Annotated in this window: 16 protein-coding genes, 1 tRNA gene and 1 pseudogene; 14 read left to right on the forward strand and 4 right to left on the reverse strand. The window is 38.5% G+C overall.

Annotated elements, in window-relative coordinates; all coding sequences use genetic code 11:
- Positions 1-220 precede the first annotated feature (220 nt).
- Positions 221-2,797 (forward strand): DNA translocase FtsK, encoded by a 2,577-nt coding sequence (locus PVV66_RS07510; protein WP_273719152.1) that lies wholly within the window; start codon positions 221-223, stop codon positions 2,795-2,797.
- A gap of 1,231 nt (positions 2,798-4,028) precedes the next feature.
- Positions 4,029-5,729 (forward strand): PAS domain-containing sensor histidine kinase, encoded by a 1,701-nt coding sequence (locus tag PVV66_RS07515; RefSeq protein WP_273719151.1) that lies wholly within the window; start codon positions 4,029-4,031, stop codon positions 5,727-5,729.
- 18 nt (positions 5,730-5,747) lie between these two features.
- On the opposite strand, the gene mscL is transcribed toward PVV66_RS07515, so the two are convergent.
- Complete coding sequence (gene mscL, locus PVV66_RS07520) at positions 5,748-6,155, reverse strand: large conductance mechanosensitive channel protein MscL (RefSeq protein WP_273719150.1); 408 nt, start codon at positions 6,153-6,155, stop codon at positions 5,748-5,750.
- 1,320 nt (positions 6,156-7,475) lie between these two features.
- Here mscL and PVV66_RS07525 point away from each other — a divergent pair.
- The 11 genes from PVV66_RS07525 (at position 7,476) to PVV66_RS07575 (ending at position 15,932) form a co-directional block, all read left to right on the forward strand.
- Positions 7,476-8,558, forward strand: coding sequence for a quinone-dependent dihydroorotate dehydrogenase (locus PVV66_RS07525; protein WP_273719149.1), 1,083 nt, complete (start codon positions 7,476-7,478; stop codon positions 8,556-8,558).
- 151 nt (positions 8,559-8,709) lie between these two features.
- Positions 8,710-8,786 (forward strand) — tRNA-His (locus PVV66_RS07530).
- Between the two features lie 544 nt (positions 8,787-9,330).
- Complete coding sequence (locus tag PVV66_RS07535; RefSeq protein ID WP_273719148.1) at positions 9,331-9,645, forward strand: hypothetical protein; 315 nt, start codon at positions 9,331-9,333, stop codon at positions 9,643-9,645.
- A gap of 199 nt (positions 9,646-9,844) precedes the next feature.
- The gene (locus PVV66_RS07540) at positions 9,845-10,636 is read left to right on the forward strand and encodes a hypothetical protein (protein ID WP_273760967.1); all 792 of its coding nucleotides are present in this window, start codon (positions 9,845-9,847) and stop codon (positions 10,634-10,636) included.
- 194 nt (positions 10,637-10,830) lie between these two features.
- Complete coding sequence (locus PVV66_RS07545; protein WP_273719146.1) at positions 10,831-11,649, forward strand: hypothetical protein; 819 nt, start codon at positions 10,831-10,833, stop codon at positions 11,647-11,649.
- Complete coding sequence (locus tag PVV66_RS07550) at positions 11,646-11,801, forward strand: hypothetical protein (RefSeq protein ID WP_273719145.1); 156 nt, start codon at positions 11,646-11,648, stop codon at positions 11,799-11,801. Before PVV66_RS07545 ends, PVV66_RS07550 begins: the two co-directional genes overlap by 4 nt.
- Before the next feature lie 138 nt (positions 11,802-11,939).
- Positions 11,940-12,773: a hypothetical protein gene (locus PVV66_RS07555; protein ID WP_273719144.1), complete on the forward strand. Its 834-nt coding sequence runs from the start codon at positions 11,940-11,942 to the stop codon at positions 12,771-12,773.
- The gene (locus PVV66_RS07560) at positions 12,766-13,653 is read left to right on the forward strand and encodes a hypothetical protein (protein WP_012231114.1); all 888 of its coding nucleotides are present in this window, start codon (positions 12,766-12,768) and stop codon (positions 13,651-13,653) included. Before PVV66_RS07555 ends, PVV66_RS07560 begins: the two co-directional genes overlap by 8 nt.
- Positions 13,654-13,655: 2 nt before the next feature.
- Entirely contained in the window at positions 13,656-14,570 is a 915-nt protein-coding gene (locus tag PVV66_RS07565; RefSeq protein ID WP_273719143.1) for a hypothetical protein, read from the forward strand.
- A gap of 455 nt (positions 14,571-15,025) precedes the next feature.
- Positions 15,026-15,427 (forward strand): hypothetical protein, encoded by a 402-nt coding sequence (locus PVV66_RS07570; RefSeq protein WP_273719142.1) that lies wholly within the window; start codon positions 15,026-15,028, stop codon positions 15,425-15,427.
- Position 15,428: 1 nt separating this feature from the next.
- Positions 15,429-15,932 carry a DUF6622 family protein gene (locus tag PVV66_RS07575; protein ID WP_273719141.1) on the forward strand — a complete coding sequence of 168 codons (504 nt, stop codon included), beginning with the start codon at positions 15,429-15,431 and terminating at the stop codon, positions 15,930-15,932.
- A 1,303-nt stretch (positions 15,933-17,235) separates the two neighbouring features.
- Here the strand turns inward: PVV66_RS07575 and PVV66_RS07580 are convergent.
- The 3 genes and pseudogenes from PVV66_RS07580 to PVV66_RS07590 all read right to left on the reverse strand — a co-directional run.
- Positions 17,236-17,461 (reverse strand): annotated as a pseudogene (locus PVV66_RS07580) (Arm DNA-binding domain-containing protein); the annotation flags it as partial.
- A 742-nt stretch (positions 17,462-18,203) separates the two neighbouring features.
- Positions 18,204-19,424 (reverse strand): MFS transporter, encoded by a 1,221-nt coding sequence (locus PVV66_RS07585; RefSeq protein ID WP_273719139.1) that lies wholly within the window; start codon positions 19,422-19,424, stop codon positions 18,204-18,206.
- A 10-nt stretch (positions 19,425-19,434) separates the two neighbouring features.
- Positions 19,435-20,769 (reverse strand): coproporphyrinogen-III oxidase family protein, encoded by a 1,335-nt coding sequence (locus tag PVV66_RS07590; protein ID WP_273719138.1) that lies wholly within the window; start codon positions 20,767-20,769, stop codon positions 19,435-19,437.
- A gap of 436 nt (positions 20,770-21,205) precedes the next feature.
- On the opposite strand from PVV66_RS07590, the gene PVV66_RS09750 reads away from it, so the two are divergent.
- Positions 21,206-21,442 carry a hypothetical protein gene (locus PVV66_RS09750; RefSeq protein WP_404977236.1) on the forward strand — a complete coding sequence of 79 codons (237 nt, stop codon included), beginning with the start codon at positions 21,206-21,208 and terminating at the stop codon, positions 21,440-21,442.
- The last annotated feature ends 1,529 nt before the right edge of the window (positions 21,443-22,971 follow it).

Genomic DNA, 22,971 nt, shown 5'->3' on the forward strand with positions numbered 1-22,971 from the left:
ATGAAGTTTTCTTCAAAACAAATGGAAGACGAGCGATAGGACACCATAAATTGGGCAATTTACTTCATAAACCTTAAACAAAGAATATTATGCATTCTGGCCTTATTTTTTTCATTAAAAAATAACCATCAGCAAAAGGTTATTAACCTTCATATGGTAGCCTCTATGAATTCTTTTTGAAAAGGTCATTTTTCTCATTGCTATAAATTTGTTGGGTGCCATGCATAATTCGAAAACAAAATCTATTTCTACGTCTTCTTTTTCTGATGATGGTACGGAAGGTGCATCAAGAGAAGATTTGTCTATTAAGATTACTGAGATATTTCCTTATCCGGAAGTGTGGAAAAAGGCATTTACCCTCGGAAAAAATGTCCGTTTTACGCGAACGCCAGAAGTTGAGATTCTACGTCGTCGTATAGAAACAGATCCAATTTTTGCAAAACAATTTAAGATTTTTACAAAACAAGATCGAAAAAAAATTACGGACATTGTACATTGTAATAAGAAAACAACAAACGTTCCATCGACAAAAAAAGTCATTAATCCTCAATCGATAGGGAATAAAACGTCAGTTTGTCATTCAACGGTTTTAAAGCAGTTGTCACAACAAGCTATTAGTCTACCATCAGCCCATATTTCCCTTGAGGAAGATCAACAAGAGCATGAGTTACAAGTGAAAAATGTGCTCCAAAAAATAAAGCCTGCTTTGCACCTTTCCGATAATGCATTTTTTGAGTGTGGATCTTTGATATTTGAACATATGGATACTCAAACTTCAAAAGAGGATAGTACACCGATTGATACGACAAATGAAATTACACTTGATGTCCCTTCTGCTTTTGATGAGTCAATAACGGCTCTTTACCGTGTTCTTGAATACCGCTTTCCGCAACTCTATGATTCAATGACATCAGAATCTCCAGAAGAAAGGATGAGAGGCGTTGAGCAAATTTCTGATTTAATGAATACGAATAATGATACTATGAAGGAGTCTCAAGAGGGCGATTCTAAGCTTTCTGTTGAAGATTCCGCTCATGTGTTAAATGACACTGAGGCGTTAAAGGGTACTGGGGATACTATAGAGACTGAAGAAACCAATAATACTGTCGCCCATAACACTGTCAATTGTATAACAAAGGATGTTACAAAGAATTCAAAAGAGCTGTCTGTGATGCAAGCAAATGCTACAACGAAAACATTGCAATCTCCCCGCGCACCATCAAGCAATTATAATTCTTCTTTTATGAAAAATATTCAATCTATTGACTGTGATGTTTATGAATTCCCTCCGATTAATTTATTACAGAAACCTGTTTTTCATGAAGGGACGATGATTCCTCAGGAAACATTAGAACGTGGTGCTGGACTTTTGGAAAGTGTTTTGGAAGATTTTGGCATTAAGGGTGAAGTTATTCATGTTCATCCGGGCCCAGTGGTAACAATGTATGAATTTGAGCCCGCTGCGGGTGTAAAGTCATCACGCGTTATTAATCTTTCTGATGATATTGCACGTTCTATGTCTGCTATTTCCACACGCGTTGCTGTCATTCCTGGACGGAATGTTATCGGGATTGAGTTGCCCAATGCGGTTCGTGAAACTGTTTATTTACGGGAATTAATCCAAACACGTTCTTTTCGTGAAAGTGAATTTAAACTTGCTCTTGCTTTGGGGAAAGGGATTAATGGTGAACCTGTTATTGCAGAATTAGCAAAAATGCCTCATTTATTGGTTGCAGGAACAACAGGGTCAGGAAAATCTGTTGCAATTAATACAATGATTTTGTCGATTCTTTATCGTATGACGCCTCAGCAGTGTCGTTTGATTATGGTTGATCCTAAAATGTTAGAGCTTTCTGTTTATGATGGCATTCCACATCTTTTAACACCGGTTGTAACAGATCCCAAAAAAGCGGTAACCGCCTTAAAATGGGCGGTTCGAGAAATGGAAGAGCGTTATCGCAAAATGGCTAAGTTAGGTGTGCGTAATATTGATGGTTTTAATGCACGCGTTGCACTTGCGGCTCAAAAAGGCGAAACGATCATGTGTACTGTACAGTCGGGTTTTGATAAAGAAACAGGGGAGATGCTTTATCATGAAGAAGCCATGGATCTCACGCAGCTTCCTTATATCGTCGTGATTGTTGATGAGATGGCTGATCTTATGATGGTGGCAGGAAAAGAAATTGAGAATGCCATTCAGCGCTTAGCGCAAATGGCGCGTGCGGCAGGTATTCATCTTATTATGGCAACGCAGCGTCCTTCTGTTGATGTTATCACGGGGACAATTAAAGCAAACTTTCCTACGCGCATTTCTTTTCAGGTCACATCAAAAATTGATAGTCGTACGATCTTAGGTGAACAAGGTGCTGAAACGCTTTTAGGTCAAGGAGATATGCTTCATATGGCAGGTGGAGGGCGTATTGTACGCGTTCATGGACCTTTTGTCTCTGATGAAGAAGTTGAAGCCGTTGTTGCACATCTTAAAATGCAGGGAAAACCCGATTATTTAGCAACGGTCACGGATAATGAAGACGAAAACAATGAGGATGTTTCTGCTGATTCAACGGCAGAAGTTTCTGAGGAAGAAAATTTTGATGAAGAGAGTGAGAGACTTTATAACCAAGCTGTAAAGATTGTTATGCGTGATAAAAAATGTTCAACATCTTATATACAGCGCCGACTTTCAATCGGCTATAATAAAGCAGCTTCTCTTGTTGAGCGCATGGAAGAAAAAGGCATTGTAGGAGCCGCTAATCATGTTGGAAAACGTGAAATTTTACTCAATGAAGGAAAATAAGCGAGCATATTTAAAAATATGTGATTTTTAAAATGTCTGACAGTCATTATTTAAAGAGCGAATATGTGTTTTATTTTTTTTGAGAGTAATATTAAAAAATTGAGGAGAGAGTAATAAAGAAATCTTTTGACGGTCCATGAGGAAAACAAGATGATACAAAAGGGCGGAGATGTTTTTAACATGTCTCGATAATTTGAGATGTAAAGAAATAAAATAGATCTTTATATGAAAACAGATGATTTTTGTTCTCTTTGTCTTATTGCAAAAAGATTCTTTGCTCAAATATTACAGTGGTATATTTTTTGTTTTTTCTTCTATAGCAGTTTTGATGAAAAAAAATAAATTAATGCAAAACCTGCTGTCAAATTATGCAAAACCCAATGACAAGCTACAGGGGCATTCTGAAAAGTATCATAAGGAGAGTATCCAAAGTTCTGGGGTGCTTTAAAGCGCTACGCTGAATATATTATCATTTGATATTCTCGGTGCAAGAAAGGTGTTTTTACGAGAATCTTTATTTGAAAAAGAAATTTTTAATTTCTAGTTTTTATAATACAATATATTGAATTGTAATGATAATTTATCGTTGTTCATATTGAATAAAAGTCTCAAGTATCGTAAGATTTTTTCATCTAAAATCTATTTATATTAAAACAATCAAAACAGTTTTTTTGTACATCATAAGGAGAAACGGTGGAGGATAAAAAAACATTGAAAAGGAATAAAAATGCCTCTTATGAACGTTTTCAAAAACCAGAACAACTGGCAACATTCGGAGCTGGACGAATATCATCATAGTGCGAGAGAGCTCTTTCAAAAGTATAAAAAGTAAAGTATCATGCCTTGATATCCTTTATGAGGATCTTTATATTACCACATTTACTGATATCGTCATAAAATAAGTTTGGAGACGTTGGGAGATATCTCTTAAAAATGAACATATGAATGCGCAAAAACATGAATATACAAAATAAGAGTGTTCTTTTCTTTTGGGTACTATTTTTGTGAGAGACGTCTTCCCATTAATGTAATAAATCTTTTTACATTAATAGGTGAATAAGCAACAATGTCGGAGAGTTCTTTTTACTCTTGCTTTGTTGGTGAAACAGTCAAAATTTTGCTATAGATAATTGATAATGAGATATCAAGTTATTTTAACGAGAGCAGCTATTTTAAAATAAATTAACATTATTCGTTTGAGAGTCAATGCAACACTTTTTTAGTTTTAGTTATGTCATTAAAAGCAGATGAGTTAAGTAACAATGAATTAAAATGTGAGAAAAAAGCTTTTTGTTTTATACCAGAGCTTTTGCCACGACCTTTTACGTGGGAAATCGATCACAATGGTTTATTTTGTGAAGTCTCAAAAGAGCTAGCTGAAGTTGTTGGACCTCTCTCTTCCTCTATTTTAGGATGTAGTTTTCATGAACTTGCTCATCAATTTAATGATGATCGATATCGGGTTCTCAGTCGTTTTATTGAAGCCGCCATGCCGTGGAGTAAAGAAATTGTTCAATGGCCAGTTGATGGTTGCTCACAATGGCTTGATGTTGAATTATCGGCTTTGCCAATTTTTGATGTTAAAAAGCAGCTTAAGGGGTTTCGTGGCTTTGGCGTTTTAAAAATACAAGAAAAAGTTCAAGAACAAAGAGATGAAAAGCTGGAGACGGAAATGCCGCATCTTACGGAGATAGAACGTTCAGCTTTTCGTGAGATTGCAGAGCAATTACGTGATGAATTGAATTCATCGGTAAAAGAAGAGAATTTTGTTGAAAAAACAGCTATTCAATTACCATATCCACAAACATTGCCGGTAAATGCTATAGAACAAGCTCTTATAAAGGAACCCGCTGTAGTTTTATCACTGTTGGAGACAGCAACAGATGGTGTTTTATGGTTAGATAAACAGGGCTTTATTCAATCGGCAAGTAAGGCAGCTTTAGCATTAATGGGTTATGAAATAAATGAACTACGAGGGCAGCCACTCTCTTCATTATTTACTTTGCAAAGCCGATTTTTGGTTGAAAAATATTTTAAATTAATCCGTATGAATGGGAAAAATCAGGCTTTAAATCGCAGCGAAACGGTTGATTTAATGACGAAAAGTCATAAAAATAGAACCATTCTTATTACGATTGTATTTTTGGCACAGCAAGGCAATTATGCTGTTATGTTGCGTGATAGGACAAAAAAAGTTTCATCAGAAGAAACAAAAGCAGAAGAAAATAAAATCGTTGGCGTTGTTCATGAAATACGAACACCTTTAAATGCTCTTATTGGCTTTGCGGAAATTATGAGTGAGGGCCGTTTTGGTTCGATAGAAAATGAGCGTTATCATGGATATTTACGCGATATTATCTCCTCTGGAAAACATATATTATCGCTGATTAATCAATTACTAGAATGTTCGAAGATAAATTATTCTGGTTCCAATAACCAGATTGATTCCTCCCTTATTTCTGAAAAATTTGATGTGATATCTTGTTTACGTGCGACGATAGCTTTTCTTGAAACTCAAGCCAATCATAACGGCATTATCATGCGCATTGTTGCTCCACCGCATGTTCCATTTATTCCTGTATCACAACAAATGTTTCGCCAAATTATATGGAATCTTCTTTCTAATGCTATTCGTTTTACACCTTTGGGTGGACAGATTATTGTTCATGTGTCTTATAGAAAAGAACGCGTAAAAATTTCAGTGAGTGATAATGGCGTAGGGATGAGCGAGGAAGAGATTGTACATGCCCTGCAACCTTATGGTCAAGTAGAGCGCAAAGATGGACGATCTGGTGACAGTGCTTTTATGGGAACAGGATTAGGGCTCCCAATGTGCAAGGCAATGGTGGAAGAAAGTGGGGGAGAATTTTTATTATTCTCAAAACCCAATCATGGAACAACTGTGGAAATGTTTTTTCCTCGTGTTCCATGATGTAAATCATGCATAAATTTATTTTTTCTTAGCCAAAAGATCTCTAATTTCTGTTAAAAGTTGTTCTTCTGAAGAAGTTTTTTGGGGGCTTTCTCCTTCTTTTCTACGCATTTTATTCATAGCTTTAACGAAGAAAAAAAGAACCCAAGCAATAATGAGAAAATTGATAAGTAAAGTGATAAAGTGCCCATAGCTAATGGTTGCTCCAGCTGCTTTGGCAGCACTCAATGTCGCTTGTTTTTCGCCAGCAAGTTGAATAAACATATTAGAAAAATCAATTCCACCTGTAATAAGTCCAATGATTGGCATAAAAATATCATTGACAATTGAGTTGACTAAGCCACCAAAAGCGCCTCCGATAATCACACCAATAGCAAGATCAATCATATTACCTTTTAGGGCAAATTCTTTGAATTCTTTAAGCATTGCGGTTTCCCCTTTATGTAAGCGATATACGGTAATTTACTTACCGCTTTTGATGAAAAAGGAAAGGGCAGATTTTATTTTTAGGATTATACTACAACATTAATATTATTTTCCAAGAATTTTATGAGGCTTAATAAAGAGCTCTATGGACTCTCTTTGAATGTATATATATTTTGTAGAGAAAAGCTTTTTTGATAAAAACTGTATCTGCTTTTTTCAACGAAAAGTCGGAAATTATTCTTAAGTTATAAATTGCCTTAACATTTTAAAAAGGGGGTTTTTACACAGTATCACAAAGTTAACAATGTTAATAAGAGCTTAGCTATCAAGAAACTTCGCGAATAAAGTATTATAGTATTATATATTGGCATAAAAAGAGAATTAAGAATAAAAAAATTATATTTCATTATTGATGGATTGATGGGAGAAATGGATAGATAAGGTAGGAGTAAAAATTTATAGTGCCAGATAGTTCCTCTTAATTCAACAAGCGATAGAGCCATTAAAGGTGAGAGCTTATTTAAAAGCTATTTGTACCGTGTTGCATAGGTTGAAAGTGGTCATTATTTTGATGAAAGCAACCGCATTTTCATCGGCTGGAAGATTGTATCAGTTTATAGATAGAAGAATTATAGAGTTTGCAAGAGCATGTTGGTTTAGAAGTTTCTGGTATGATAGGTTTATTCTATGATCAATTCTCATCACTAAACTGTATGTTAGATAGAACACCTATAGATGCAAAATTGTATTTGATGCATCTGCAACGGCAAAGGAAACAATAGCAATTTCATCAATACAGTATAAACCATGCTGCTAATTTAATGGTGTAGCAATGGCATGAATGTAGATGATTTTACGAACTGTGTATTCTATAAATTTATGAGGAAAACAGCTTTATAAAGAAAGCTTTGTTTTTGTTGGACACAACATTACACAAAGAAACTTTAATGACATAAAAGAACCTTGGGAATAGAGATAATTTTCTTGCCTTTTTAAAGACATTATGAACTTGCTTGCAAGAGATAAGATCATGTTTGGTGAAGAACCATTGATGCCTTAATTCATACGGGCATTTTATAAGATTTAGGATTTACAGACATATTTAGCTAACTGAACAAGTGTGAAAGAGAGAAATGTTTTTTCCAGAATAATTTTTTTTATTCAGGGTTCATAAATATCCACGCGAATGATGATGACGTGATGAACTATTCTTAATAGAAGGGGGATATTATTTGAATAATATACTCTTTTGGCGATCTTTTGTGTTAAAAGGTATATGTGAGGTGTGATGGATCATTTTTGTGTTGTGGAGAAGGATTGATGAGTTTTTTTCGTTGTATTGGCCGTTCTGCTTTATTTATGTTAGATCCAGAGCATGCGCACCGCTTAGCGATTGTTGGATTGAAAAGTGGATTAAGCGGTTGTCAAAAGATTGTTGATAAGCGATTGAGTGTAACTATTGCAGGGCTTGAGTTTCAAAATTTTATTGGTCTTGCAGCGGGGTTTGATAAAAATGCAGAGGTTGTTGATGAAATTTTTCGTTTAGGATTTGGTTTTACTGAAATTGGAACAGTGACACCAAAGCCTCAGATTGGAAATCCTAAACCACGGCTTTTTCGTTTAAAAGAAGATGAAGCGATTATTAATAGAATGGGTTTTAATAATGACGGGCATCAAGTTGTTTGCGACAGATTGCGCGCGTGTAAAAAAACGGGTGTTGTAGGGGTCAATATTGGAGCCAATAAGGATACGGTTAATAAGATTGACGATTATACTGTTGGCATTGCTCATTTTTATGATGTTGCTGATTATTTTACGGTTAATATTTCTTCTCCTAATACGCCAGGTTTGCGCGATTTACAGGCTCGTGATAGTTTGCATCTTTTGTTGAATGCCATCTCAAAAGCGCGAAAGGAGCAAGAGAAAAAACATGGATTTTCCATTCCCATTTTTTTAAAAATTGCTCCAGATTTATCAGAGAAAGAATTGGATGATATTGCAGAAGAAATAAAACTTTCTGATTTTGATGGACTGATTGTTTCCAATACGACTCTTTCACGTCAAGGTCTTAACAATAGTCATTTCAGCAATGAAGAGGGGGGGCTTTCTGGACGTCCACTTTTTGAGCGTTCTACGATTGTGCTTGCAAAAATGCGTCAAAAGTTAGGGAAGGAGATTGCAATTATTGGCGTTGGCGGTGTAAAGGATGCTGAGACCGCTTTGGAAAAAGTAAAAGCAGGTGCAGATTTAATTCAATTATATAGTGGGATGGTTTATGAAGGTCCAAATCTTGTCATAACTATTTTAAAAGAGATTTTGCAGATGATACAACAAGATGGTGTCGATAACATAAAAGACTATCGTGATCATAATCTTGAGCATTGGGCAAAATTTCCCTTGTAAAAATTTTCTTTGTAAAAAACATTTTTCTTCACAAAAAATTGCGAGATTTTTTTTAAGGGGCTTGCAAACTTTGTTGATCTTGCTTATGTCACATAAGCGAAGAATAAATGTTTACAAAATCGTGAACAGTTATGATACATTTACTTTTTATGCGGTTGTAGCTCAGTTGGTTAGAGCGCTGGTTTGTGGCACCAGAGGTCGTAGGTTCAAATCCCACCAACCGTACCATTTCTTCTTCCCTAACTTTTCTAATTCTTATGTTTGGCGTTTTGTGAGGCGGTTAAAAGCCACGCTTGGCGGTCTTTTTGCGTGTGAGCTGTCACAGAGCAGAGACCTTGCGCGGATGATTTTTCTCAAATTTTGCCAAAAACAGAATGATACGATCAATAATCGCTAAATATAAATGGGTTAATTAAATCTATGATTCTGATTGCAATTACAACAATAAATATCTCTATCAGTATATTTATATATTTTTAGTATATTTTGTAAACCAAGAGAATCTTATTTGCCTTTCATTATTATTGCTCATAATATAAATCATTAAGTTTAAATACATAAAATAAGTAAGCATAAATTTGCTAATATATGCCATATTTTTGACACAATTTCCTTGATTTTATCAACTATATATTATAAATATGAACTTGCATGAGAGTGCATTCATATCTCCAGGGGGTGTTTCGGTGGTTGATTATGGGTAAGCCATTCTGGCGCGGGGACATAAGTAACCTTGGGGGAATTTATTTATACACTAAATTGTAGAAAATAAATGAGATTTTCAAGTAGTTCGTACGATTATTGCAGTGCCGATAATTTTAGTAGCAAATATAACTCTGGTAGTGCGTTTGGTAGCAAGTATGGTAGTAAGGTTGGCCTTGGGGTTGGTGTTGGCGTAGGATGGCTAGCGGAGCGTAATCCTTATGCTGCAATGGCCACAGGAAGCTTTGGGCAAATTGTAGGCCATGAATTCGGAGACATCATAGGCGGTTATGGTGGTTATGGTGTGGCTGCTTTCCAGTGTGGCGCACAGGTGTTGGGTCAATCTATGGCTAATTCAGGTCGTGGGTTGATGCACTTTTATTGATGTAGTTCTTTGGGTTATCCTAAAGCCTAGAACGGTGGTACTGTAAAAGGTGCCACCTTTATATTTGGAATATTACACAGGAGGAGCTATGGGCGAGTTTAGTATAGTGCTCGTTTATTTTTGTCTGTGGTTTGGCATGTTGTATCTATTCTGCAAAAGTATTGCTATTAATGGAAAAAGCATGTTAGGCAGGGAGAACATGGTTGCATTCATAGTGGTGGCATTGGTTATCCTTCCCCTCATATATGCCTTTGAGTATATAGTCGGTGTGCCGATAACATCTCCTCCTGTTACTATAATTATGTTCTTTCTTTCCTTTTGCATTGAATTTATACCCAATATAGTAAACAACATAAAGTGCTTTAGTTCGGCCATTATCGCAAGTTGCCCCATTTTTTTCATCGCAGCTGGTTTTATTGTTATGAGTGATGACCTTCTGTTAGATTTTTTTGATTTGCAGCTTTCGAGCTATATTTATCTGCTTTTCATTATTCCGTTGATGATAGGGGGGGCTCGCTATGTCCTAATTGCTAAAGCTTTGAAGGAAAAATCTATATCAGTGCTAGATTTAAGCATTTGCATTGGCTGTGGGTTTGCCATAGGCGTCTTTTTTGTGTCATCACTGCTTTTATCAGACCTTCGAGAAATCTATCAACAGATAGGTTTTGCAAACAGGGAGACAGTGAAAAAAATGTTTGATTATGCGGCGCTTGGTTTTGCTATTCTAACGGGCCAAGTTTTTTTGACATTTTTGATGGTTCTCTTTGTTACTACAAAGAAATATTATTGGTTGGTCCTTGATGTTCTTGCAGAGCTGTTTTTTAGCCTCTTTGTTTCTTATTCTGTAGCGTTTGTTCATACAGATGATAAGTATAGAATGGTTATAAGGTGGATTTGTTTGATGTATGTTGTTTATGTGTACGCGCGTTACATTAAATCAAAGAATGTAAAGCTTAGCGTGATTAACCCGTTTAAAAAGAAAACTGAGTGAGAAGACAGGAGACTATAGTTCTTTGGGTTATCCTAAAGCCTAGAACGGTGGTACTGTAAAAGGTGCCACCTTTATGTTTGAAATATTGCACAGGAGGAGCTATGGGCGAGTTTGGTTTAGTGCTCGTTTGTTTTTATCTGTGGTTTGGCATGTTGTATCTATTCTGCAAAAGTATTGCTATTAATGGAAAAAGCATGTTAGGCAGGGAGAACACGGTTACATTCATAGTGGTGGCATTGGTTGCTCCTCTTCTCATTTATGCCTTTGAGTATTTTGAGTATATAGTCGGTGTGCCGATAACATCTCCTCCTGTTATTATGATTATGTTCTTTCTTTCTTTTTGCATTGAATTTATACCCAATATAGTAAACAATATAAAATGCTTTAGTTTGGCCATTATCGCAAGTTGCCCCATTTTTTTCATCGCAGCTGGTTTTATTGTTATGAGTGATGACCTTCTGTTAGATTTTTTTGATCTGCAGCTTTCGAGCTATATTTATCTGCTTTTCATTATTCCGTTGATGATAGCGGGGGCTCGCTATGTCCTAATTGCTAAAGCTTTGAAGGAAAAATCTATGTCAGTGCTAGATTTAAGCATTTGCATTGGCTGTGGGTTTGCCATAGGCGTCTTTTTTGTGTCATCACTGCTTTTATCAGACCTTCGAGAAATCTACCAACAGATAGGTTTTGCAAACAGGGAGGCAGTGAAAAAAATGTTTGATTATGCGGTGTTTGGTTTCGCTATTCTAACGGGCCAGGTTTTTTTGACATTTTTGATGGTTCTCTTTGTTACTACAAAGAAATATTATTGGTTGGTCCTTGATGTTCTTGCAGAGCTGTTTTTTAGCCTCTTTGTTTCTTATTATGTAGCGTTTGTTCATACAGATGATAGCTATGGAATGGTTAGAGATTGGATTTGTTTGCTGTATGTTGTTTATGTGTACGCGCGTTACATTAAATCAAAGAATGTGAAGCTTAGCGTGATTAACCCGTTTAAAAGGAAAACTGAGTGAGAAGACAGGAGGCTGTAGTTCTTTGGGTTACCCTAAAGCTTAGAGCAACCCTCCCAAGAGGGGCCGTTTCTGGAGCAATGGTAGGCGGGGTCCGTGGCGCAGCCGCGGGTATTGCTAAAGCTGGTTGGGATTGTTTTCGCTCTAAGTGGTAAAATTGTTGTTTGACCTAGCTTTGTTAACAAGGTAAAGGCCTTGCTAAGGGGTACGCTATCAGCCCCTTAGCAGGGAGTTTCTCTCCCGCAATAATATCTTGGTATACTTTGGAGGGCAAGGCGCCTTAGGGAAATTATATGTCTGACTTAATTTTTGGAATGCAGCGTGGTTTTGGGATAAGTTCCAGCCCTCGTGTCCTTAAAAACAATGGCTTGTTGGACGAGCGCGTCATTTTTGGGGGGCTAGCTGGCCTTTCCTGCGCTATCATCTTCGCTTATCCACATAGTGAAAGTGGGCTTCCAGACTTATCTTTGCTTTTAGTATGTTATCTTGGCATGCTTTTAATTCTGCACGAGCACTACTTATATAAATATTTAGTTCTTGGATTCTGTGGTGCAGTTGCTGCCTTGTGTATTGGGGCAGGTTTTGTATATTTGAGCTCTTTGTTGCCATTGCCTGCTTTGTCTGCTGCTCATAATAGCCAGCAGCAGTTGGTGCATTACATGAGTGGGGTTGCTGCAAACTATCTCTTTTTTATCCTTTTGATATCAGTTTTAACTGCGGAGCTTTTGCGTTTGTGGTTGCTTCGCGTATATAAGCCAGAATTAGCTGCGCGTGAGGTCCTTTATTTCGGGCTGGGCTGGGGTGTTCTAGACTTATGCTATAAGACCCTCCCAGCTCTTTTTCTTTACTTGAATTACCGTGTTGATAGGGAGCCACAAATGGCGGGCTATGTCGCATTTGAATCCTGTCCACAAGCGATCAGCTATCTTATTGCCGCGGGCATGATTGTATTGATGCATGTTGTAAATACGCGCTTTATGTATCTTGGTTTCGAAGATAAGCGAAAGGCCTATTTCTATCTGCCTTTTGTAATTCATTTTGCTGTTGGTCTTTTGTCTATGTTTGGCATTTCTTCAGACTACGCAATATTAATAAATTCTATTTCTGAGGCTTACTATAATGCTTGACAAATTGACATTATCTGTTATCGGCGCCGTTTTTTGTCTGGTGCTGATTATTTTTCCTTTGATGAAGAAAAAAACATTGGTTGAACATTTGGTTTTCTTGCTCGTTGTTTTGTGTCTTGTTTTTCTTTATGTTTATGGCGCTGTGAGTTATTTTCCTTATTGTGTTTTGGCGCTTTCGCTTATATTGGGGTACCGCTGGTTACTCTCTTTGGTTAAAGCGTTTAAAGGCACGAAGGCGATTATTGGGTCAAGCGCTGGTTGTTATGTGCTTTTGATTTTTTTTCTATACGGCTTTATGCGTATGATAGGCAGTTTGATTTTTGATTTTGCTGCTTATAGTACGCCTAATATTGTTTTTGCTGTTGGTCTATTCCCTATAAGCATGGCGATTATGCAGTTTTTTTTGCTCTCTCATTGGGTGGCAGAAGATAATGGCAATGGTGTAGAGGCAGCACTGGGCGTGGGAATAGGAATTTGGGGGGCTGCTATAGGGCTTGCACTGCTTACATCTCTACCAGAAGCTGTGAAGATCCTAAAAGGGGCCTTTAGTCTTGATAGGGACGCCTTACTTTTTTTACTTGAGACGGTAATATATTATGCGTTTATTATAGGTCTGAGTCTTTTATCAACTTTCTTAATGCTTTTGGTTTGCCTTGACAAGAAATGGCGTTTTTTTGTTCTTATCCTGCTTTTACAATGCTTGGCGGCTTGGGCGCGCTTTTCATGGCGGGCCGCTGAGCCAGAACTTCTTGCAATTGGGCATTATACAATCGCTACTATTCTTATGTTTGCTCTTATGCGGCAAATTTATGATTTTGTGCAAGACAGATTATCCATGAAGAAAAATAGCAGTTACGCTGTAGTAAATGAGGGGGCATAATAATGTTGGTTTTATTTATTACCTCGCTTCTCGCAGGCCTTATTTATGGCGCTGTCATTTATAATTTTTTTCGCTCTACATTTAGTTGGATAAATGTGCTGTTGAGCGGCATAGTTTTTGGGGTGATTGTGCTGTTAGTATGGCGTTACTGGGAAACAGAACATAAACTTGATGCCTTACGTTTGCTGCAAGTGCTTGGCGTTGTTTTTCTTCTATGTGTGTTTCATCATTTTCTGAAGTTCAAATTGGTTGTCGCCGGTGCTGTGGGATGGTTTGTTGCTAGCTGCATTGGTGGCGGGCTTCTTGCTTTTTGGGAGCAATCTGTAATAAAAACGCTTTATATGATGAATATTGTTGAAACCAAGAGTCGTGCAGAGCAGGGGCTGGCGCTTGTTTTTTTATTTTTAACATTTACGGTTTTTTTTGTTGTAGCAGAAGAAGCCATGCGTCGTTTGTTAGTTACTAAGTTTTATCGGTGCTCGCCTAGTTTTTTGTGGCGTTTGCCGCTGAATATTGGCATAGGCTGGGGTTTATGCGAATTAGTTTACAAGGCGCTCGGGCCTTTCCTTGTTTATAATGGCTGGCCTATTCGATCTAGCTTATTAGCCAGTGAATATGTAATTTTTTATTCCTGGACGCAAGCGAGTATTTTTTTGTGTGCTTTAATGAGCGTCATACTCATGCATATTTTAAACACATGCTTGGCGTATCGTAGTGTTGTTACGCGCTCTAAATTTTATGCGTGTGCGCCTTTTTTTGTCCACGCTATTGTTAACTGTTTCGGTGCAACAGTGCTGGTTACAGACAAGGTTTGGTTTAATGTTGGGGGCATCTTGTTTATTCTACTTTGTGTGATGTTGTTCGTATATTTTGAAAGCAAAAATCCTTTAATACAAAACATAAAATTGCGCGCTTAAGGTGTTGTAGAGTGATGAATAACTTTGCGTACTCTAAGTATGGCTAGAGAGCCTGATACGCGCTTTCTGTTCTGCAAAAAAAATAGAGAAGGTCAGCACCGAGGTAATGCGTCCAGTACCAAGAGCGACGTCATTTTTGCACTAATTGGGGGGAGGGTGTGCCACTGGCCACGCGCATATGGGAGTTTGCAAATATGCTATCATGTAACTTTCTAGTGTCCTCCTTTCTATTATCCTCCATGAGATTGAAGATGGGAATCTTGAGGCGGCGATGACGCATTATTGCAAGGAGGATGCACCATGTTTAACATAATAGTCTCTTTATTCCGTGGAGTATTTACTCCTGGGTTATCAATGGAAACGTTTTAACTCTGGTCGAATACTCTCTCATCTTGACTGTGATTTTATTGTCTATTATTGCTGTGAATATTAAAATTGTCCGACGGGGGGAGCTCATGATGATTACTAACATTCTGACAGTTATTGTCCTGTTTGTTAATTATTTCGCTGGATGGTCTACACTTTTACTGAACTACCCCATAGTTTTTTGCTATCTGTCACTTGCTCTGGTTTCATTGATGAGCTCGCTGGTAAAGAAATCCTTTACCATTTTTTATGCCAGTGCTGGTGTTTCTGAAGAGAAACGCAAACATATCCTATTTTATCTCATCAATAAATATATTACATGGATTTGGGTAGTCATCTTTTTTGCCAATGGTCTTCTAGTGGCTTTTTTTTCATGCTCCCCCCAGCTTTGGTGTGTCACTATGGGTTTAATTTGTGCTGGTATTCTTTTTTCTAAATATCTTCCTAACATCATGCAATATTTTTATCGCATCAAACATCATGGAGCATAATATGTCATTGTTTAACATTCTGACCGGCCCCCCTTTATGGGTCTGGATTTTACTTATTTTTCTCATCGCGAGGGGAATAATCGCATTGAAAGATAGGGAAATGAAGGTTTATCGCCTTTTTCTCTTGCCGTTAGTCTTTCTTTTTTTGGGCGCAAGCGATGTGATTAACCAGCTGGCCTTCCCGCGTTGGGGAGCAATCGCAATGTTGGGAGGACTGATGATCGGCGTTGGCGTTGGCTGGTTGCTCTGGCGTGCTACTGCGCGTTTAAAAATCAAAGAGGGAACGGATTTCATTATTCGGCCTGGTACGCCGTTGACGCTGATATTTATTCTTATCACTTTTGTCATCAAATTCACATTGATTGTTTTTCTCAATGTTAAACCTGATTTGAAATATACATTTGATTTTAACCTTCTTTTTGGTCTTTTAAGTGGGTTCACTGATGGTGTGTTTTGGGGCGGCACATTAAATTTATATATAGCATTTCGAAAGAATCCAAATTAATCCCTATACCATTAGCTGTGGGTGCTTCCCATTAGAACTATCTCAATAGAAGCTTATTCTTAACAACAACGCTGCATACAAATGCAGCGTTGCCTCATAGTTTCAGATTTTTTTGTCCCAACGCGTGAATGGGTGAGGGAAGTGATATATCTGACTATGCCCCCCTTGGGGGAAGAGCGAGCCTAAAGGTTTAGAATGCTATGAGTTTGAGCTAGTTGGACTTTGAGCAGATGGTTTATCGCTGATAGTAAATCATTTTGTTTTACGATTCAAAAAGAGGAGAGTGATGGTCTCATTGGCGTAGGTGGGCAAGAAAACTCTTAGCTTGGCAATGCGTCAACAATTTGTAGAACATGTTGTGGACCCCATACGCAAAGCGGTTGCTATGATGGCATGATGCTTTTGTCAAGCATTATGATATGGTAGGAACCGGTGTTTAAGGGTGCAACTGCGGTCACACTGTACGACCCAGTAGCATTACGTCTGAGTGTTTAGGAGCGGCAGGCTCCGTACAGGAAATACGCGTACAATATGTGAAGCACGCTTGCGGGAATCAGTGTGCCATTATTGCGTTGTGCACGCAACCCTCTAGCAGTACTTCATTGGTAAGGCTGTTTTTTGAAGCTGGTTGTAATTATCTGTGTGTTTTTAAAGAGAACGTTAGCACCGATGTGTCGCGTGAGTACCATTTTCCTTTGTACAACTATTTTCATTTTTCTTGCTTTTTTCCTTAAAAAACTGCGATTATTGGTTTTTGGGGGGCACACGAACGATAACAGAGTAAAGACTTTTCTCTTGTGTTTTTCCTTTTTTTGTTCAAAAAAGCCAAAGCGTCTTAATGAGCAGAGATCTTGTCTAAAAAGGTATTTTTTAGATTTATTACTTTATTTTCAATGGAATAGAGAATTTCTGCTTTTGAGTGTGCAAGTGCACCTTATGATGAGACATAAGATGCGAACCCGTAAACTTGGGCGCGCAGTAGGCTTATAGTAACAACAAGCTTAGGCATATAGCTGGCAGACACCGTCATTATTGAGTTTTTTTTCTAGATTGTGTTTGGTTATGCCACATGTGAAGCAATTTTAAATTTACCCGTGGTGATACGTCGTCAAATTGGAGATTCAGCTCTTCGATTTGTCAGAAATATGTCAATGCCAAAAGATAGACATTTTGGGATGGACTTGTGCCAATTGATCAGCTTGCTGATAATATTTGTAAGTGCCATAATAGCACACAAAAATAAATAGAAAATCGCCGTCTTTAATTATGCGAAACAGCACGCCAACTTAGAGGGGGAAAATTATTGCTCTTGCAATTCACGAGCTTGTTTTAAAGAGACATTTCTCAAAGAGCACCCAAACTCATTTCACAGCGCCGACCATGAAGGGTATAACGATAAAGCCCCCATGAAATAATGTAGCACCACCATCTTTACGCTTATGAAGTAGCAAGCCAGCACCATCATTATATTTGCCAGCTCGTGGGTGTTGCGACAGCTCTTGGCACTTGAGAGCGTTCATAAGAGCCATTTTTAGTCCTTTCTTGTATAAATTTTACCCACACACCAGCCCCGCTTATGACGTGCAAGCAAGTGATGTTGATTGATTCAAGATAAGTAGATTTGAAATGAAGAAAATCTTACGATATTCGGGGTTCTAATTCAATATGAATAACGATAGATTGTCATTATAAATCAATATGTTACCCTTAAAAAAGTAAGGCAAAAAAAGCAAAATGTCAAAATGTGGCAATGCGAATTGATTGAGCTGACTTGCATAAGCGAAAAGAAATCAAATAAGCACAAGAAACTCTAAAAAATAAAGAGAACAGCTTATCCGACACTTTGCATGAAAGTAAATTGGCAGAGGACACAGAAATAAATAGGATAAAAGGAATTGTGATGTACAAAAGAAATATTCATAGACATATTTTATACTAAGCGTAACGGAGAAGCGTAAAGATGAGTATAAGAGTGGACGACGAATTAACTGGAGTATAAGGGGGTATTGCTAGGGCGGCGTTTTTGGTTAAGAATTAGGTTTCGTATGCTATAAGCTCTCTGCATCCTTCATATTATAGGCGTTGAGATTATCGTCCAATGCAGCGTGAAGGAGCTGTTTTGTCTTTAGCGCTTGTTTAGCTGCTTCTATAGTGCTCCTTAGCTCTATCAGCCATTATGGTGATAATTTCCTCGTCCAAAGAACAGATCAATCGATTGCGTAATAGGGTATGTGTGCCTTTTTTGACCGTGTCTTTTTGAAAAAGCAGCTGTCATCTCGTGGCAGGGTTGGGGGTGTCTATATGATCAGCCTGCCAAAGAAATGGAAGCGTTATCGCGATAGCCACCAATAGTAGTCCAGCGATAAAGGCGGCAGCAAACTGCAATGATATAAAAGAACCAAGGACGCCGACCAAAAAGCTTCCGACCGGCATTCCAGCATAGCCGATCACCCGAAAAGCAGAATTAGCTCGCCCGAGAAGTTGCTTTGGTGTGAGGCGCTGCCTGAAGGCAGTAACACCAATAAACCATAAGCTTGCTCCAACACCAGCGATAAAGGTGACGCCCCATACGACGACAGCACTTTTTGAAAAGGCTGGAATCAGCAGCAAGACAACCGTTCCTAAACCGTCAATGAGAACAGCTAGGCGCACCGGTGCATAGCGTATACGCGGCACAAATAGGGCACCTGCCATTGTACCAAGCGCGTAGGCTGCAAACATCACGCCATATTGGCTGCTATGTAGGCCCAGATACCGACCGTCGGTAACGAAGAAGATGAACGAGGTTAGGAATGCTCCAAATACTACCGATAGAAAGAATGTGAGTAATGTAAGGGAGGTAAGATGCCGATTTGAAAAAATGAAACGAAAGCCGGCAATGATATAACGGAAAGTGATGTTTTCTTTATCAAGTGTTGGCGATGTTGGAACAGCATGGCGAGCGGTAAAAATCAATGTGATAAAAAGCACGATTAACAGGCCGAGAAATAGCAGTGTGCTATGCGCTAAAATGCTGCTTGTTATGACAGGGGCAAGAAAATAGGAGACACCGAAATCTAAAAACAAGACAATTGAGTAGAAGGTCATCAATCGCTCTCCCTCCATGATAAGTGGTGGAATCGTCATTATATAAGCTTCGGCAGAAACGACGATGAATCCAGCAATGGTTGCATAGAAGAAAATTTGTTCGGCTGGAGCAATCTGTATCATAAGCAGTACGAACAGTACAATATGCAGTAGCATGAAGATGAGGAAAGCCGAGGTGGCAAGTTTTATTTTGTCGCAGCGATCAAGTAAAGCGCCTGCAAGGATACCGAAAATTGGCCACGCTAATGAGAAGAGACCTTGCGCCCAACTTACTCCGACTACGCCATATCCAGATTGTCTTGCTAATAGCGGGATGGCAGTGCGCAAAGCACCGCTGAGTAAGGCGAGCAGACTAACGGTTAGGCAAAAATAGCGTATGTTCTTGTTGGCAAAAAGCGTGAACATTCTTTTCTCCTTAAGATGCCACACAGGTTTCCGCTGGTCCATCAAGTACGGCGGTTGTATTCAGCATGTTTGCGACATAGCCGTCCAAGATATTCCTATCTGCCTGAGGTAGAAGAAAATACATAAGGTTGGAATACCATTGCCAACCACGCTGAGTCAGCTGGAGATCGTTATCACTTTCTGCGATGAGACCTGCACCTATGAGCTGTTGTAGGTTATTGTATACGAAAGAGGGGAGTGCGGTCCAGTCAATTCTTTCTTTTTTGGCATAACCGTTATAAGGTAGCCGCATACACAAAGCCTTGGAGGCTTGTTGCTCCGCTGATACCCAATTGTAGTATACTTTGGATTTGCCTTTAAGTTGTATGTCGGTAATGTATTCGCTTCGACTAGGATTGGCTCGTGTGACGAGTGAGCCGAGAATCGACTGTGCTGACGCCCCAAAGCCAACCACATAATCATCATGATAACCATGCAAATATTTGTGATAGCGGAAATAATTAGCTGAACTCGTTTTAGCGAGCGTTAGAGGAGTGTTATTGGCAATTTTGATATAGGAATGCCCATTACACGGCGCATAGCCGCAGCTGCGCATAACGATGTCGCTAAATAAGCGAAGCATCTGTCGATGCTGTAGACTGGATGGCTTTAGCCCTTTTTGTGCGTAAGATTTATGCAGTTGCGACGTGATAGCCAGATTGTTGATTGCATAGAGGTTGATGGTTTCAGGATGAAGCTGGCTTGCTTGCTTCAAATCGTATAATAGTTCTTCGGCTTGCTGGCTGTGCATGCCATATAGTAGGTCGAAACCGACATGTCCAATTATCTCTTGTGACCAGTTCACGGTATTTTTGATTTGTTCACGTGTTGAGGTGAGGTTAAACAATGATCGGAAACGCTCAATGAAACTCTGTACACCGAAGCTTATCCGGTTAACGCCGATCTCACGGGCAGCATAAAGTTTATCACGTGTGACGCTCTTCGGTTCGCTTTCCAGTGTAAACTCGGCTAAGGAAGAGAGCTCAAATTCGGCATGCAATACTTTTCCGATGTGGCGGATATTGTCTGCAGACAAGAGCGACGGTGTGCCACCCCCTATATAGATGCTGCGGATGGGACCTTTAAGCGAGCGAATGAAGTTTCCTTTGTTTCTGATTTCTGTGGTAAGCGCTGACATATAAGATTCGATTTGCTTAATGTACTTGTAGGCCCCTTTCTGAAAGGGACAGAAGGAACAGATGGTTTCACAAAAGGGAATATGCAAATAAAGAGAAACTGTATGCGCTTGTGGAATCTGCTGACTCTGCGTTAGCTTATTAAAGTCTAGGTAAATTGTAAAATTCATTTGAAATAGTGCGAAATAGCGGATACGTGAAGTTGTAAATCGGCTTGAGTTGATCGAACTTCACAAAAGGATGATTTACGAGTTGCATAGCTTACCTTCCCCAATTTCTTAACGCGCAATATATTATCGACGGGCGACTAGTGATCCAATTGCCCGGCTGTATTACCAAAGATTTTCACGGAACATAATAAATCCTCCTTTTGTAGAAGTTATATGTATTATACATATAACTTGTTATATAAACGGGCTAGTTTGTTTAAGAGGCAATGTAAAGATAAAAAAATGTCTATTTATAAAAGAACTTTCTCTTGCAGTCTTATGGCCTGATATTTTAATTGGTATCTTGTTTTACGTGGTCGGGCTATGAATGCCTAGAGCGAGAAAAAGCAGGGTATTTTAATGGACGTGCGGGGCATCATTGTTATGTTGCTGGGACTTGGAATTTGCATCTGATTATGAAATATCATTAGCGCAAAAAGATGGTTTTAAAGGTAGAGATACATTTTTTAATATCCCTGTAAAACTTCGAGAAGAGATAGAATTATCTACTAGAAAACATATAAGTGTCCAATGTGATAATATTATCGAATTACATGACATCATCGCTCTTGCCCGCCATTTTGACATATTACCTAAAATCTCATTGAGATTGTGTACTGGCAAACGGGGATAGATCGCGTTTTAGTATGACTGCGGCGAAGTTACGTGCCGCATTATCTTCGCTAGAATCCAATAGGATTAAGCTTAATGGGGTGCATTTGCATGTGGGCTCTAATTTGAATTCGACTGAGTTAATCGTATCCACCTTAACTAAGACTGGAAAGGATATTTACGCATTGAAGGATCAGATAAGTTTTTATCAGTCTAGGTGGGGGATATCTGATTTCCACAGCGTTCTGCGATGCCGTGACGGTCAATGACGAATACTCTCGTAAAATTTATGAGGCATTGTCACAATTGGGTTGTGATTTACATAAGCTTACGGTAATTATTGAATCTAGGCATATTGTATCTGAAGATTATGGTTATTTATTTTCAAATATTAGCTCTATAAAAGAGCGGAATGGTACGAACTTAATTATAATCTAGGCTCTGGGGACGTGTGCTCAGTCTGCACAGTATCACGAGAATAGAGTGCTACAAATTTTGTCTTTTCGAGATATGAGCGGTGAATTTAGTTTAGCGGATGTCGTTGGTTCAAATTGTTATGAGTATGATATTCTTGTAAGAGATATATCTATCCCATTGGATTTATCCTTAGATGACAAATTTATACTGGCGGCATGTGGGAGCTATGATATCATAAACGCGCCAGGTTGGATTCGAATGCGGCCTCAAATTATTATTTTTTGAAGAAAATGGCTATTCGTATGGAGTTTATCGCTTTGCTTATTCGGTATTGTACTTTGTTGGAGCGCATCTAGTCATAAAGTGCTTTCTGGTTTATGGTGAATCTTTAGTTGCGAGTGGGTAGCTTGGTAGGAGGTTATTCCAAAGTGTGGTCGTTTTAGGAGCGCTGCGATAGTTGCTGTCGAATAAAGGAGGTATTCTGCAGTTGTATAAAACCTAGTGCGGTGCAAAATGTTCGTACTTATTTGTAAAACATATTTAATTTGATTCGTCGATCTTTTATACTAGTCAAAAGTTAGCACCGATGTATCATCTGCAGTACAATTTCTTCTTCCCTAACTTTTCTTATTCTTATGTTTGGCGGATTTTGCATGGTTGAAACTCCGCGCCTCTGCGGCTTTTCGTGGTTGAGCAAAAACACAGCCGAGACTTTGCGCACGTGATTTTTTGCGTCTTTTGCTAAAATAGGACAGAGTGTCTCTTTGAGCCGAGACTTTGTCGCAAAAGGTCTCGGTTCATTTTATGCTTTATTTTCAATCCGTTATGAAGTTCGCGATTTTGGGGTTAGCAAGCGCATCATGCGTGAAGCATCTGTGATATAAACGGGCACGCTTAGTTTAAGCTTTATGCAAATATAAAATAAACTGACACAAGAGAAAGAAATAAATAAACTAAGAAATATTGATTCTGACAAAATATATTATTCATGGACATTTTATTCTAAACGTCACGGGGAAGTGCGTAAATGACTATAATAGCGGGTGAAGATAAAATAGAGGGCATGAGTCAAAGCCCACAAGAGCAAGATATTGCAAAACTAAAGGCAGCCTTTCCGCAATGTTTTGCCGAGGG

The organism is Bartonella sp. AU16XJBT (assembly GCF_028618665.1).
Lineage (GTDB): Bacteria > Pseudomonadota > Alphaproteobacteria > Rhizobiales > Rhizobiaceae > Bartonella.